Origin of the sequence: Mesorhizobium qingshengii (assembly GCF_900103325.1) — a bacterium.
GTDB lineage: Bacteria > Pseudomonadota > Alphaproteobacteria > Rhizobiales > Rhizobiaceae > Mesorhizobium > Mesorhizobium qingshengii.
Map to the genome: position 1 here is coordinate 533,553 of NZ_FMXM01000002.1, position 12,988 is coordinate 546,540.

General features: G+C 64.4%; 11 protein-coding genes. 5 read left to right on the plus strand and 6 right to left on the minus strand.

Features of this window, described 5'->3' with window-relative positions:
- Positions 1 to 4: 4 nt before the first annotated feature.
- From BLS48_RS02695 to hmuQ, 3 genes are all read left to right on the plus strand, one after another.
- Positions 5 to 448, plus strand: coding sequence for a hypothetical protein (locus BLS48_RS02695; protein ID WP_091575384.1), 444 nt, complete (start codon positions 5 to 7; stop codon positions 446 to 448).
- Between the two features lie 325 nt (positions 449 to 773).
- Positions 774 to 1,550 (plus strand): energy transducer TonB family protein, encoded by a 777-nt coding sequence (locus BLS48_RS02700; RefSeq protein ID WP_244529492.1) that lies wholly within the window; start codon positions 774 to 776, stop codon positions 1,548 to 1,550.
- A 67-nt stretch (positions 1,551 to 1,617) separates the two neighbouring features.
- Positions 1,618 to 1,932 (plus strand): heme-degrading protein HmuQ, encoded by a 315-nt coding sequence (gene hmuQ / locus BLS48_RS02705; protein ID WP_091575385.1) that lies wholly within the window; start codon positions 1,618 to 1,620, stop codon positions 1,930 to 1,932.
- 7 nt (positions 1,933 to 1,939) lie between these two features.
- On the opposite strand, the gene putA is transcribed toward hmuQ, so the two are convergent.
- Positions 1,940 to 5,551 (minus strand): bifunctional proline dehydrogenase/L-glutamate gamma-semialdehyde dehydrogenase PutA, encoded by a 3,612-nt coding sequence (gene putA / locus BLS48_RS02710; protein ID WP_091575387.1) that lies wholly within the window; start codon positions 5,549 to 5,551, stop codon positions 1,940 to 1,942.
- A gap of 163 nt (positions 5,552 to 5,714) precedes the next feature.
- Here putA and BLS48_RS02715 point away from each other — a divergent pair, with 163 nt between their 5' ends.
- Positions 5,715 to 6,167, plus strand: a complete 453-nt coding sequence (locus BLS48_RS02715) for an Lrp/AsnC family transcriptional regulator (RefSeq protein ID WP_091575388.1) — start codon at positions 5,715 to 5,717, stop codon at positions 6,165 to 6,167.
- A gap of 105 nt (positions 6,168 to 6,272) precedes the next feature.
- Here BLS48_RS02715 and BLS48_RS02720 read toward each other — a convergent pair whose 3' ends face one another.
- Both BLS48_RS02720 and BLS48_RS02725 read right to left on the minus strand, forming a co-directional pair.
- Entirely contained in the window at positions 6,273 to 7,472 is a 1,200-nt protein-coding gene (locus tag BLS48_RS02720) for a cytochrome-c peroxidase (protein ID WP_091575390.1), read from the minus strand.
- Positions 7,473 to 7,479: 7 nt separating this feature from the next.
- Complete coding sequence (locus tag BLS48_RS02725) at positions 7,480 to 7,929, minus strand: FixH family protein (protein WP_091575392.1); 450 nt, start codon at positions 7,927 to 7,929, stop codon at positions 7,480 to 7,482.
- A gap of 151 nt (positions 7,930 to 8,080) precedes the next feature.
- Here BLS48_RS02725 and BLS48_RS02730 point away from each other — a divergent pair, with 151 nt between their 5' ends.
- Positions 8,081 to 9,001 carry a sugar kinase gene (locus BLS48_RS02730; protein ID WP_091575646.1) on the plus strand — a complete coding sequence of 307 codons (921 nt, stop codon included), beginning with the start codon at positions 8,081 to 8,083 and terminating at the stop codon, positions 8,999 to 9,001.
- A gap of 2 nt (positions 9,002 to 9,003) precedes the next feature.
- Here BLS48_RS02730 and BLS48_RS02735 read toward each other — a convergent pair whose 3' ends face one another.
- The 3 genes from BLS48_RS02735 to BLS48_RS02745 all read right to left on the minus strand — a co-directional run bounded on the left by BLS48_RS02735 (position 9,004) and on the right by BLS48_RS02745 (position 12,854).
- A complete protein-coding gene (locus BLS48_RS02735) occupies positions 9,004 to 10,026 on the minus strand; it encodes an aldose epimerase family protein (RefSeq protein ID WP_091575393.1) in 1,023 nt (340 codons plus the stop codon).
- A gap of 91 nt (positions 10,027 to 10,117) precedes the next feature.
- Complete coding sequence (locus BLS48_RS02740; protein ID WP_091575395.1) at positions 10,118 to 11,575, minus strand: NAD-dependent succinate-semialdehyde dehydrogenase; 1,458 nt, start codon at positions 11,573 to 11,575, stop codon at positions 10,118 to 10,120.
- A 328-nt stretch (positions 11,576 to 11,903) separates the two neighbouring features.
- A complete protein-coding gene (locus tag BLS48_RS02745; RefSeq protein WP_091575396.1) occupies positions 11,904 to 12,854 on the minus strand; it encodes an AEC family transporter in 951 nt (316 codons plus the stop codon).
- Between the last annotated feature and the right edge of the window lie 134 nt (positions 12,855 to 12,988).

A 12,988-nucleotide genomic window follows, 5' to 3' on the forward strand; every position in this document is an offset into this window, starting at 1 on the left:
GGCCATGACAGGCTTGACGGCATCGCTTCGTCTGCTGACCTCGACCCTGGCGATGTCGCTTGCGATGGTTCCGGCGCGGGCACGACAACCCGCGCTGGTCCCCGCGCTGGCCCTCGAACTCAATGGCGCGCAACCTTCCGAAAAGGGTTGCCGCCTGACCTTCGTGGTCAACAACAATCTCGGCGCCGACCTTTTCAAGGCCGCGTTCGAGATCGCACTTTTCAATGAAGCCGGCGGCGTCGACCGGCTGACCGTGCTCGACTTCAAGGACCTGCCTGTCGGCAAGACCAAGGTGACGCGCTTCGATCTGGCCGGCACCGACTGCGCCAAGGTCAGCCGCGTGCTGATCAACAGCGCCACCGAATGCGCCGGCACCGGCGTCGAACCGAACGCCTGCATGCGCAAGCTGAAGACGGATACCAGGACCGGTATCGCTTTCGGCGTCTGAGGTGGGCCTGCATCCAGCATTCGCGCAAGACACCGTGGCATGGCCACTGGCCGGCTCCCATGTGTTGTCGTTTGGACCAAGCGATCTTGATTTGACAATTCCGCACGGCTCGCTGCAGGTCTCGCCCCACGATATGCGTGCAATCAGTCCACTCCCCGCCAGCGCAGCGCTGGCGATAGCGCCAACCGAGCCGCTTGCGCAGGCACGGCCAGCGGCCTGGAACGGCAAGTGGGCGGCGGCGATCGTCATCTCCTGCCTGCTCCATGCCGCCGTGGCGGCGGCTTTTCTGATCTCGCCTCCGGGGACATTCGATTCCAGGGACACGATGCAGTCGGAAGGCACAGATCAGGCCGGCGCCAATGTGGTCGGCAGCGCGCTGGATAAGGACCCGGCGGCAATAAATGTTGCGCTGGTGCCGAACCCGCAACCAACCAAACCACAGCCAGCAAAGCCTGCCAGGCCGGCGCCGCCAACAGAACCTTCACAGCCCGTGCAGGAAGCAACGAAGCAGCCGCCCAAACCTTTGCCGAAACCCGCCAAACAGCCGACGGCCACGCCTGACATATTGGTGGCTGGCGCCCCACGTCCCGACAACCAGAGCGTGGCCCCCAAGACCGAGACACCGGTACAGCCGACTGTTCAGGCCGAAGACACCGAGGCGCCTGCCCCGGTTCCAGAACAACCGCCGATCCCCAGCGCCAGACCGAGTCCGGCGGCTCCCTCTTCAAAGACAGCGGATGCAAAGCGGGGCACGGCGGATGGCCAGGACCGGCTGGCGCAGGCAGCCAGCAAGGGCAAGAAACAGAAAGAGGCAGGCAGTGCCACGGAAGACAGCTACCGCGGCGACGTCATCAGAAAGCTGAGCCGTGTCAATCGTGCTGTGCCGCCTTCGGTGCAACTGATCGCCCGCAACAATGCCGTTGTGACATTCGTCATCGGCAGCCGTAGCGGCATCGATGATCTGCGAATCCTGCAAAGCTCCGGATCGGAAAACTTCGATCAAGTCGTGCTCGGCATCATCCGCAAGGCAGCGCCCTTCCCGCCCATTCCGCCGAAAGTCGGCAACAGTTTGGTCTTCACCGGGGCAATCGGTCCGTTTTGAGAGCCTCCGCCTCGCCGTCTCGACCATCCACCAATCGTTGCAATCCACCAATGTTGAAAGGGACCCAATGTACATCGCCATGAACCGCTTCAAGGTGCAGAACGGCTCGGAAGCCGATTTCGAGACCGTATGGAAGAACCGTGATTCCAGCCTTTCGGAGATGAAGGGGTTCCGGGAATTCCATCTGCTGCGCGGTCCGGTCAACGAAGCCGAAGGCTACACGCTGTTTGCTTCGCACACTGTGTGGGCGAGCCAAGACGATTTTATCGCCTGGACCAGGTCGGAGAATTTCCGCGCCGCCCACAGAAATGTCGGCACGACAAAGGTCCACTATCTCGGCCACCCGCAGTTCGAGGGTTTTTCCGTCGTCGAGGGCGCTTAGACCAAGGTCAAGCGCTCGCCAGCAGGCTCGCATTGCCGCCGGCTGCCGTGGTGTCGACGCAAACGGCGCGTTCATGCGCATAGGCGGCGGGATTGAGCACCTCGCTGACCAGCGGCACGATCGGTCCCGCGCGATCGGCAATCACCTTGCGCACGATGCGTGCGGCCTCGGGCGTGCCCGAGAAAGCAACAACATCGACACGCAGCGAGCGTGCTTCGACCGGATCCGGGCGGCCGTCGATGGCGGCCAGGGGCAGGCCCTTGCCGGTCAATGCGGAGAGTGCCGCCGGTGCGCCTGGCGCCACCGCAAGCACCGCATTGCCGGCGGCGAGCGCCTGGATGGTCTGCGCCAGCAGCGTGTCGGCATCGGGACCGAGACACAGCACCCGTCCGCGCGGCGACAGCGACAACGTGTTGGCCTCGCCGGTTGGCCCGGGCAGGTCGACCTGGCCGAAATCGATGCCGGCGGCGGCACCGATGGCCGCCGCGCCCTTGCCACGCAGATGCTTCCTTAGGATGGCGACCCGGTCGGGCCGCGTCGACCAGCCGCCAAGCGTTGGATCCGGCAAATTGTCGGCGAGTTCCGTCGCCGTCACCTTGTGGCCTTCGGCAAGATGCGTGCCGGCCTCCGGCCCTTTTCGGAACCGGCGGAGATAGTGCGGACCGCCGGCTTTCGGCCCGGTGCCGGACAGCCCCTCGCCGCCAAACGGCTGCGAACCGACGACGGCGCCGATCTGGTTGCGGTTGACATAGATGTTGCCGGCATGGATGCCGTCGACGAAATGCTGCACGCGGCCCTCGATGCGGGTGTGCAGGCCGAAGGTCAGGCCATAGCCCTTGCGGTTGATGGCGGCGATCACCGCGTCGATCTGGTCGGCATCGAACGTCGCGACATGCAGCACCGGCCCGAACACCTCGCGCTCCATCTCCTCGATGCCCTTGACCCGGAAGACATGCGGCGCGACGAAGCGCCCATCCTTCGGTGCCTCCAGCTTGGCGATCAGCCGGCCCTGCAGCCCCATTTTGGTGCAGTAGTCGCGGATCGAGCTTTGCGCCTCGTCATCGATGACCGGGCCGACATCGGTTGAAATATGCCAGGGATCACCGACGCTGAGCGCTTCCATGGCGCCCTTCAGCATCTCCAGCATCTTCTTCTCGACGTCCTTCTGCACGTAGAGCACGCGCAACGCCGAGCAGCGCTGGCCGGCGCTCTGGAAGGCCGAGGCGAGGATGTCGCGCACCGCTTGCTCGGGCAGCGCGGTGGAATCGACGATCATCGCATTCAATCCACCGGTCTCGGCGATCAGCATGGCATCCGGTGCGGCGGTCTCGGCCAGCTGCTTTTCGATCAGCTTGGCGACCTCGGTCGAGCCGGTGAAGCAGACGCCGGCGATGCGCGGATCGGCGGTCAGCGGCGCACCGACCGACGGGCCATCGCCGGGCAGAAGCTGGATGACGTCTTCCGGCACACCGGCCTCGCGCAGCAGTTCGACGGCGCGGAAGGCAATCAGCGGCGTCTGCTCGGCCGGCTTGGCGATGACCGAATTGCCGGTGACGAGCGCCGCCGCGATCTGGCCGGTGAAGATGGCGAGCGGGAAATTCCACGGCGAAATGCACACGATGGCGCCGCGCGCTTGCGTGCCCGTCTCGGCATTGGCCGCCTCGGCGGCGTAGTAGCGCAGGAAGTCCACCGCCTCGCGCACCTCGGCGACGCCGTCGGCCAGCGATTTGCCGGCCTCGCGGGTGGCGAGCGCGAAAAACTCGACGGCATTCGCCTCATAGAGATCGGCGGCGCGGTTGAGGATGGCGGCGCGCTCGGAAACCGGGCGTTTTGCCCAGGCCGGCTGTGCTTCCACGGCGAAGCGCACGGCGGTCGCTACCTGCTTGGCGGCGGCCTCGCTGATCGTGCCGACCACTTCGTCAGGCTTTGCAGGATTGACGATCGGGCGCTGCTTGCCGTAGCCGGCCGCCCGCGTGATCGGCTTGGCATGCCAGCGATCAGGGCCAGCGAACGCCGCCTTGGCCTTGTCGATCACCGCCAGCGTCACCGTGTCAGTGATATCAAAACCCTTCGAATTGCGGCGGCCGGTGCCAAATATCTGGCAAGGCCGGGCAATCGCCGGATTGGCGGCCGGACCCTGGCTCTCGACCGTCTCGAGCGGATCGCGGGCGATATCCTCCGGCTCGACGTCCTCGTCGGTCAGCTGATGCACGAAGGAGGAATTGGCGCCGTTCTCGAGCAGCCGGCGCACCAGATAGGCAAGCAGGTCGGAATGCGCGCCGACCGGGGCATAGATGCGGCAGCGCGTGCCTTCGGCCTGCCGCACCGTCTCGTGCAGCGCCTCGCCCATGCCATGCAGGCGCTGGAACTCGAAGGAGTCTCGATTCCCGGCCATCGACAGGATGGCGGCGACCGTGTGGGCGTTGTGGGTAGCGAATTGCGGATAGATGCGGTCGGTCATCGACAGCAGCTTCTTCGCGCAGGCTATGTAGGAAACGTCGGTGTTGGCCTTGCGGGTGAAGACGGGGTAGCCGGTGAGCCCAAGCGTCTGCGCGCGCTTGATCTCGGTATCCCAATAGGCGCCCTTGACCAGCCGCACCATGATGTTGCGGTCATACTTCTTGGCCAGCGCGTAGAGCCAGTCGATGGCAAAGGCCGCGCGCGGCCCATAGGCCTGGACGACGACGCCAAAACCATTCCAGCCGGCCAGTTCCGGCTCGGCCAGCACCCGCTCGATGACGTCGAGGGACAGATCAAGGCGGTCGGCCTCCTCGGCGTCGATGTTGAGGCCCATGCGCGAATGCCTCGCGGCGAGAGCCAGCGACAGCAGCCGCTCGGCCATGACCGGCAGCATCTCCTCCTTCTGCGCCACCTCGTAGCGCGGATGCAGCGCCGAAAGCTTGACCGAGATGCCGTGGTTCTGACGGATGTCCGGGCCGTTGGAACCGGCATCAAGCGAGGAAATGGCGTCGGCATAGGCCTTGTGATAGCGAAGCGCGTCGGCCTCGGTGCGGGCCGCCTCGCCCAGCATGTCGAAGGAATAGAGATAGCCCTTCTGCGTCATCGGCCGGCCGCGCTTGACGGCTTCCGCGATGGTGCGGCCGAGCACGAACTGTTCGCCCATCTCGCGCATGGCGGCGGCCACCGCCTTGCGGATGACCGGCTCGCCCAGCCGCCGCACCATCGAACGCAGCGTGCCTTCGATGCCGCCCTCGCCTTCATCCAGGACACGCCCGGTCAGCATCAGCGCCCAGGTCGAGGCGTTGACGAAGATCGAGCTCGAACCGCCCGAATGCGCCGACCAGTCGTGCGGCGCGATCTTGTCGGCGATGAGATCGTCCATCGTCTCGGTATCGGGCACGCGCAACAGTGCCTCGGCCAGGCACATCAGCGCCACGCCTTCCTTGGTGGAAAGGCCGTAGGCGGAAAGGAACACTTCCATCAACCGAGGATCAGAAGAGCCGCGCACCGCACGCACCAGATCCGCGGCACGGGCCGAGATCGCCTTGCGGTCCTTCGCCGAGAGCTCTGTGGCCTCGGCCAGCCGCTTCACGGCCTCGTCTTCGTCGGGCAAATAGTTGGCGCGGATCTGCTGGCGGATGGCATCGAGCGCTGGCATGGCGGTCCCGTGGATCGAGCAAAGGGGATTGGGCCGGCGGTCACCGGACCGAATGGCGCAAGCTAGCACAGCTCCAAAATTTCAGCCGGTCCAAAGAAATCGACATGGCAGGTCATTCTATCTATCATGACGTCTCCAATTCGGAGAACGGACTGCGATTTCGATGATGGAAGACCAATTGGACCGCATCGACCGGAACATCCTGTCTGCATTGGCAAGCGATGGCCGGCTTTCGATGTCCGAACTGTCGGCAAAGGTCGGCCTGTCGAAGACGCCGGTACAGGCGCGGGTGAAGCGGCTGGAGAAGGACGGCTTCATCAGGGGCTACCAGGCGATCATCGACCGTGAGCGCATGGGCGAAGGCCATGTCGCCTTCGTCCAGGTGAAATTGTCCGACACCCGCTCCGCCGCGCTCGACGCCTTCAATCGGTCCGTGCAGGCCGTGCCGGAGATCGAGCAGTGCCATATGATGGCATCGAGTTTCGACTACCTGCTGAAAGTCCGCACCAGGGACATCGCCGCCTATCGGCGTGTGCTGGGCGAGCGCATCTCGGCCCTGCCCCACGTGGCCCAGACCTCGACTTTCGTGGCGATGGAGACGGTCAAGGACCGATGACCATGATCCCGAAAAGTGAAAGCCGGTTTTCGGAATAGATCATGGTCAAACAAAAAGAAAAATAGAGCCCCATCCCGACACTATCGGGATGGGTCAGGCTCTAGATCACTCGGACAACGTCTTCAGGAAGGCCACCAGCGCAGCGCGTTCGCGGTCCGAAAGCTCCAGCGGATGGACCTCCGACACGCCTTCGACACTCGGGGCAGCCTTGGCGTAATGCGCCACCACCTCGTCGAGCGACGAAAACTGCCCGGCATGCATGTAGGGCGGCCGCGTTGCGGCGCCGCGCAACGAGGGCGTCTTGTAAGCACGGATGAGCTCCGGTGCGGACTTGACCAAGAAGCGCAGCTCTCCGCAGGCACTGACGTCGCCGTCACGGAAGGCGCCGAAGCAGTTGAACGGGTCGGCCTCGACTTGGCGTACCGCATCGATGCGTCCGCGATCCGGCGGCAGGCCCGCGACGGGGGGCACGCCGGTGTTGTGAAAGCCGTTGTCGGTGAAGCGTGGGCCGTTGTGACAGGTCACGCAATTGGCCTTGCCGACGAACAGTTTCAGCCCAAGGACTTCATCCTTGGAAAAGACGGCATCGCCTTTCGGTTCGGCGCCGGTGCTAAGGTCCAGCGCAAAGCGATCGAAGCGTGTCGGCGTGGGTTCGATCGATCGTTCGAAGGCAGCGATCGCCTTGCCTATATTGGCATAGACGCCGTTGATCGCGTCGCGCTGTGCGCCGCTCATAGCGTTCCAGGCAGCCTTCTCGGCATCGGTTCCAAGCGGGCTGGCATTCAATGGCGTGCCGGAAAGATCCGGCAGCGGCCCGAATATGCGCTCATAGCGCTCGCCGAAGCGCGCCTTGATGTAATGCGCGTAGGCGGCCCGGTTTCCGGCCTGCTCCAGCGGGTTTTCGAGCGGCGTCAGCGCTTGCGCCCACAGGCTGTCGCGGCGGCCATCCCAGAAGAACCACGGATCGCGCGCCACGCCGGCCAGCGGCATGGTGCGCCGGTTGGTGTGGCCGACGCCCACCGCTTGCGGCAGGTCGTCCTGGAACTGGCGGTCGATCTTGTGGCAGGTCGAGCACGACACGGTGCCGTCGCGGCTCATCCCCAGGTCGAAGAACAGCGTCGAGCCAAGTGCCGCCGCTGCCGGCACGTCGGCGAAACGGTTGGTGGTGTCGGGTTTGAGCGGCGGCAGCCTCGACAGCGCCAGCGAGGCGATGGTCTGCTTCTCGGCGTCGGAAAAATCTGGCTTGCCGCAACCGGCAAGGACAACGGCCACCATCAGCGCCAGAACACATGAAAGGTGCTTCATTGGTCGCTCACAGCACCACGTTGAACAGCACCGTGTCGGAACCGGCGGTGGCCGAAATGGCGAAATGCAACTGCCACCAGCCGCTCATCGTGAATTTCAGCCCCTCTATCCGATAGCGCCCGTCGCCAAGATAGTCGGTCGCCTGCGGGCTGGTCGGCAGGCCGTGATTGTGCTGCGGCATGCCGCCGGAGATCGCGATCGCCGCGCCTTCCACCGGCGCTCCAGCCTTTGTCTTCAGGGTGAGCAGCCAGGATTCCAGTTCGCCCAGTCGCACAACGCCCCGCTCCGGCGCGAAGCTTGCCACGAACAGCCCGTTGTCGGTCGGCTTCGTCCGCGAGACATCGGGACCGGCAGGCCGCGACGATCGCGGCGCCGTCAGATAGACCACGGCCAGAATGCCAGCCAGCAAAGCGGCCAGACCCAGACCTGCCAGAAGATAACGCCATAACGATGCCAAACCGGTTCCTCTTCTGCAGACAACGTTCTGCCAGGCGGATCACATCCCGCCAGCCTGTGGGAAAACGCTGTGGCGGAAAAAAGCCCGCTTGCCAAGCATGGCGCTGCCGGTGGCAAAAAGCTACAGCACCGGAGTCACTGGAGGACTGTGCATGGCGGGAAACGGCGTTGCCTCGATCGGCGAATGCATGCTCGAACTGTCGGGTCAGACGGGCCCGAACTGGCGCATGGGCTTTGCCGGCGACACGTTCAACACGCTGTGGGCGCTGCATGCGTTGAGTGGCGATCGGCCGGCAACCTATGTCTCGGCCTTCGGCGACGATCCCTTCTCGCAAGGCCAGATCGCCTTCTTCGCCGAAAACGGAATCGGCATCGGCTCCAGTCCGGTCATACCGGGGGCACGGCCCGGCCTCTACGCGATCACGCTGAACGGCGCCGAGCGCTCCTTTACCTACTGGCGCGGCGATGCCGCCGCCCGGCAGCTCGCCTCGGATCCGGCAGCACTATCGAAAAACCTTGAGAATCAATCGCTTGTGTACTTTTCCGGAATCACCTTGGCAATTCTCGACGATGCCGCGCGCGCCGCATTGCTGGCGGCCGTGGCCAAGGCGCGGGCGGCGGGCTCGACTGTCGCCTTCGATCCAAACTACCGGCCACGGCTCTGGCGCGGGCGCGAGGATGCGCAAGCGGCGATCGTCGAAGCACTTGCCGTCACCGACATCGCATTGCCGACCTTCCCCGACGAGCAAATGCTGTTTGATGATAAAGCGCCGCAGGCGACCGCTGATCGGATCGGGAAACTGGTCCGTGAAGTCGTCGTCAAGAACGGCGAAGCGCCGGCACTGATTGCCGCAAACGGGACGCGGCGCGAAGTCGCGGCAATCCATGTCGCCGCTCCCGTCGATACGACGGGCGCCGGCGATTCCTTCAATGGCGGCTATCTTGCGGCTCGTCTTGCCGGCCATCACCCGTTGGAAGCCGCACGCCGCGCCCATCGCGTCGCCGCCGCCGTGGTACAGGTTCGCGGCGCGCTGGCGCCGTTCGAGACGCTGCGGGCGGCGTTCGAGGGCTAAGGTCAAGGCAGACGGAAGCGGTATTCCGTCACGTGATGATAGGCTTCGCCTGGCCACAGCGTCGCCTGCGGAAAATACGGCCGGTTCGGCGCGTCCGGCCAAATCTGCGGCTCCAGGCAGAAGCCACAGAAGGCCTTGTAGTTTCGCCCTTCCAATCCCGTGCGCGGCGTCACGTACTGACCGGTATAGAGCTGGATGCCGGGCTCCGTGGTCCAGACCTCCATCTCGACACCGGAACTCGCCGCTTGCACCCACGCGGCCTGCCGAAGTGGTCCGCGCGTCGAGGCAAGGCAGAAATTCTGGTCGTAAGGCAACTGCTCGCCCTCGGTCTCCATGCGCAGCGGCCGAGCCTGGCGGAAATCGAAGGGCGTGCCGTCAACCGGCTTGACCACTCCGGTCGGGATCATGTCGCCGTCAACCGGCAGATAGGCACCGGCATTCAGCATCATCCTGTGGTCGAGAATGTTGCCGGCACCACCATCATCGAGGTTGAAATAGGAATGCTGGGTGAGATTGCACAGCGTCGGCTCCTCGCAGGTGGCGGTGAGTTCAACGCTCAGCGTGCCGGGGATCTTCAGCCGGTAGGTGCAGGTGACGTCGAGCGCTGCCGGGAAGCCCATCGTACCGTCGGGATCGTGCAGGGTCAGCGTGACGAAATCCCTGCCATGCAGCGAAACTGTCCACGGCCGGTGGGAATAGCCCTGCGAGCCGCCGTGCAGCGTGTGCTTGTCGAGGAAATTTCGTTCGGTCTGGTAACGCTTGCCGGCGATGGTGAAGCGGCCGTCGCGGATGCGGTTGGCATAGCGGCCGACGACCGCTCCGAAGAAGGCCGTATCCGTCTCGTACGCCTCCAGACGGTCATAGCCGAGCACGAGCGGTGCATCGTGCCCGGTCAGGCGCAGATCCTGGATGATCGCGCCGAGTCCGATGATGTTGGCGGTGAGACCGCCGCCCCTGATCGTGAAGCGGCGCACCGGCTCGCCTGCCTGCGTCGTGCCGAAAACCTCGCCGTCCTTCATCGCCATGCCCGCAAACGTCAGTTGATCCGAGGATTTCGGCTGGTTTTCACATCCGGAGCAGGCAGGTCACAGGCCTGCCCACCCCAGGGATAGTCTGTCAGAGGCCGAGGCCGCCGATGCAGACATATTTGGTGTCGAGGTAGTCCTCGATGCCCTGATGTCCGCCTTCCTTGCCGAGGCCGGATTCCTTGACGCCGCCGAATGGCGCTTCCGGCGTGGTGATGAGGCCTTCATTGACACCGACCATGCCGTATTTCAGCCCTTCCATGACGCGGAAGGCGCGGCCGAGATCGCCTGTGTAGAAATAGCAGGCAAGGCCGAATTCGGTATCGTTGGCGAGCGTGATGGCTTCCTCTTCCGTCTCGAACTTGAACACCGGCGCGACCGGGCCAAAGATCTCTTCCTTCATGAAGCGCATCTTGGGCGTCGCGTTGGCGATGACCGTCGGCTGGAAGAACGAGCCGCCGAGCGCGTGGCGCTTGCCGCCGGCGACGACCTTGCCGCCCTTGGCGGTGGCGTCGGCGATCAGTTCCTCGACCTTCTCGACCGCCTTCTCGTCGATCAGCGGCCCCTGCTGCACGCCATCCTCGAGGCCGGAACCGACCTTCAACCCGTTGCTGGCCGCTGCAAGCCCTTCGACAAATTTGTCATAGACGCCGGCCTGAACCAGGAAGCGGTTGGTGCAGACGCAGGTCTGGCCTGAGTTGCGGTACTTGGCGGTGATCGCACCAGCGATGGCGCGCTCGAGGTCGGCGTCGTCGAAGACGATGAACGGCGCGTTGCCGCCGAGTTCCATCGAGACCTTCTTGACGGTGACGGAAGACTTCTGGATCAGGATCTTGCCGACCTCGGTCGACCCGGTGAAGGTGATCTTCTTGACCAGCGGGTTGGCGCAGATCTCGTCGCCGATCTCGCTGGCGGCACCGGTCAGGATGTTGATGACACCCTTGGGGAAGCCGACTTCCTCGGCGAGCGCGCCCCAGGCGAGACCCGAGTACGGCGTCTGCGAGGCCGGTTTGACCACGGCGGTGCAGCCGGCGGCCAGCGCCGGCCCGAGCTTGCGGGCCAGCATCGAGGACGGGAAGTTCCACGGCGTGATGGCGGCGATGACGCCGACCGGCTCCTTGGTCACCAGGATGCGGCGGTCCGCCCATGGCGAGGGCACGACGTCACCGTAGGTGCGGCGCCCTTCCTCGGCGAACCACAGGATGTAGGCCGCGGCCGAGCCGATCTCGCCCTTCGATTCGAACAGCGATTTGCCCTGCTCGATGGTCAAGAGTTCGGCCAGCACGTCCTGATTGTCCATCATCGCGTCATGCAGCTTGCGCAGCAGCTTTGAGCGCTCGAGCGCGGTCGTCTTGCGCCACGACTTGAAGGCGGCTTCGGCCGCCTCGATGGCGCGGCGGGTCTCGGCCATGCCCGACTTCGGCACGGTACCGATCTTGAGCCCGGTGGCCGGGTTGTTGACGTCGACCGTCTGGCCGCTGTCGGCCTGCACCCATTCGCCGTTGATGAGATTGGCCTGCCGCATGAAATGGCTGGTTTTCTGAAGCATGGTCTATCCTCCGTTCGGCGCTGAAGGGCCGGTCTGTGAATTCTGCGCTGGGCGTGCGCTATGCCATGGAAGCCGGCACGCTGGAGCCACTGCTCTTTACCTAGGGCAAGGCCCGCAAGCAATCGCAAGATGGCATATAGGGGTTAGGCCAGCGTGTGACGAGGCCAGGCAGCCTACTTCGCTCAAGGGTATGTTGAGATTCAGGTCAGGCCGAACCGAGAATGGTGGGGCCGAGAACTGGAACGGGCGTACGTTTGGGTACGTGAGTACCGGAAGCGCAGGCGCCCGCCTTTCGCAGGCCGGCATCACCTGAATATCAATATACCCTCTATCCGAAGACGTGCACGCCCACCGTCAACCAGAAGGCAGTGGTGACGACGGCGCAGGCCGTAGCGATGGTCATCTGGTTCGACGCCAGCGCCTGCCCGGTGTTGAACTGGACGGCGATGAGATAGGAATTGACGCCCGACGGCAGTGCTGCAACCACCACGGCCACCTTGGCCGTCAACGGCGGCAGGCCGAGCAACCAGACAAGCGCGAGAACCAGCGCCGGCATCAGGAACAGCTTCAGCGCCGAAAGTGCCAGTGCCGGCCGGACATTGCCGGAAATGCCGAAACGACGCAGGCTGAGCCCCATGGCGAACAGCGCCACCGGCCCGGCAGTATCGGCCAACGCATTGACGAGCCGCACGACGAGGTCCGGCAGCGGCGCGCCGCCGAGGCGCCATGCGAGCCCCGCCAGAATGCCGATGATCAGCGGATTGATGAACAACCGCCTCAGGAAACTCCGGATAATGCGCAGCGGGTGCACTGGTTCGCCGCCGCTCCGGCCGAACATCTCGAACAGAACGATCGAGGCCATCATCATGATCGGCAAGTGCACGGAGACCAGCAGCGACAGCACTTCGAAGCCGCTCGGGCCGAATATGCCAAGAATGAAGGGAGCGCCCAGCAGGACGACATTGGAATAGGCCGACGACACGCCACCGACGACGCCGGCGCGTGCATCCCGTCCGAATATCCTCGTGGTGACGAAATGGCCGGCGGCCCAGGTGATTGCCACTGCCGTGAAATACGCACCCCACAGGGGCCACGGCGCCACGCCGTGGAAATCGGACGTCACCATCGTCTGGAACAACAGCAGCGGCATCGCCACGCTGACCGCGAAATCGGCTATCCCCTCGCCGCTCGCCGGCTTCAGGTAGCCGGTAAACCCGGCGAGATAGCCGAGCGCCACAAGGCTGAAGACAAAGAGGACGGTTTCGGTGAGCGGAGACATTTTTCAGGGATAGGCGAGCCACGGTCGCGGCGCAATCGCGCCCGAATTGGATCATGCCCGAATTTGATCATGCCCGAATTTGATCATGGTAGACTGGCAGCGTTATAGAGGGCTTGCGATCTTTCAGGGCGGAC

What these genes read in the sequence shown, in the direction of transcription:
- BLS48_RS02700 (WP_244529492.1), top strand. Translation starts at nt 774, where the DNA reads ATGCAGTCGGAAGGCACAGATCAGGCCGGCGCCAATGTGGTCGGCAGC.
- BLS48_RS02735 (WP_091575393.1), bottom strand. Translation starts at nt 10,026, where the DNA reads ATGGCGATGAAGGACGGCGAGGTTTTCGGCACGACGCAGGCAGGCGAG.
- hmuQ (WP_091575385.1), top strand. Translation starts at nt 1,618, where the DNA reads ATGTACATCGCCATGAACCGCTTCAAGGTGCAGAACGGCTCGGAAGCC.
- putA (WP_091575387.1), bottom strand. Translation starts at nt 5,551, where the DNA reads ATGCCAGCGCTCGATGCCATCCGCCAGCAGATCCGCGCCAACTATTTG.
- BLS48_RS02695 (WP_091575384.1), top strand. Translation starts at nt 5, where the DNA reads ATGACAGGCTTGACGGCATCGCTTCGTCTGCTGACCTCGACCCTGGCG.
- BLS48_RS02720 (WP_091575390.1), bottom strand. Translation starts at nt 7,472, where the DNA reads ATGAAGCACCTTTCATGTGTTCTGGCGCTGATGGTGGCCGTTGTCCTT.
- BLS48_RS02715 (WP_091575388.1), top strand. Translation starts at nt 5,715, where the DNA reads ATGATGGAAGACCAATTGGACCGCATCGACCGGAACATCCTGTCTGCA.
- BLS48_RS02740 (WP_091575395.1), bottom strand. Translation starts at nt 11,575, where the DNA reads ATGCTTCAGAAAACCAGCCATTTCATGCGGCAGGCCAATCTCATCAAC.
- BLS48_RS02730 (WP_091575646.1), top strand. Translation starts at nt 8,081, where the DNA reads ATGGCGGGAAACGGCGTTGCCTCGATCGGCGAATGCATGCTCGAACTG.
- BLS48_RS02745 (WP_091575396.1), bottom strand. Translation starts at nt 12,854, where the DNA reads ATGTCTCCGCTCACCGAAACCGTCCTCTTTGTCTTCAGCCTTGTGGCG.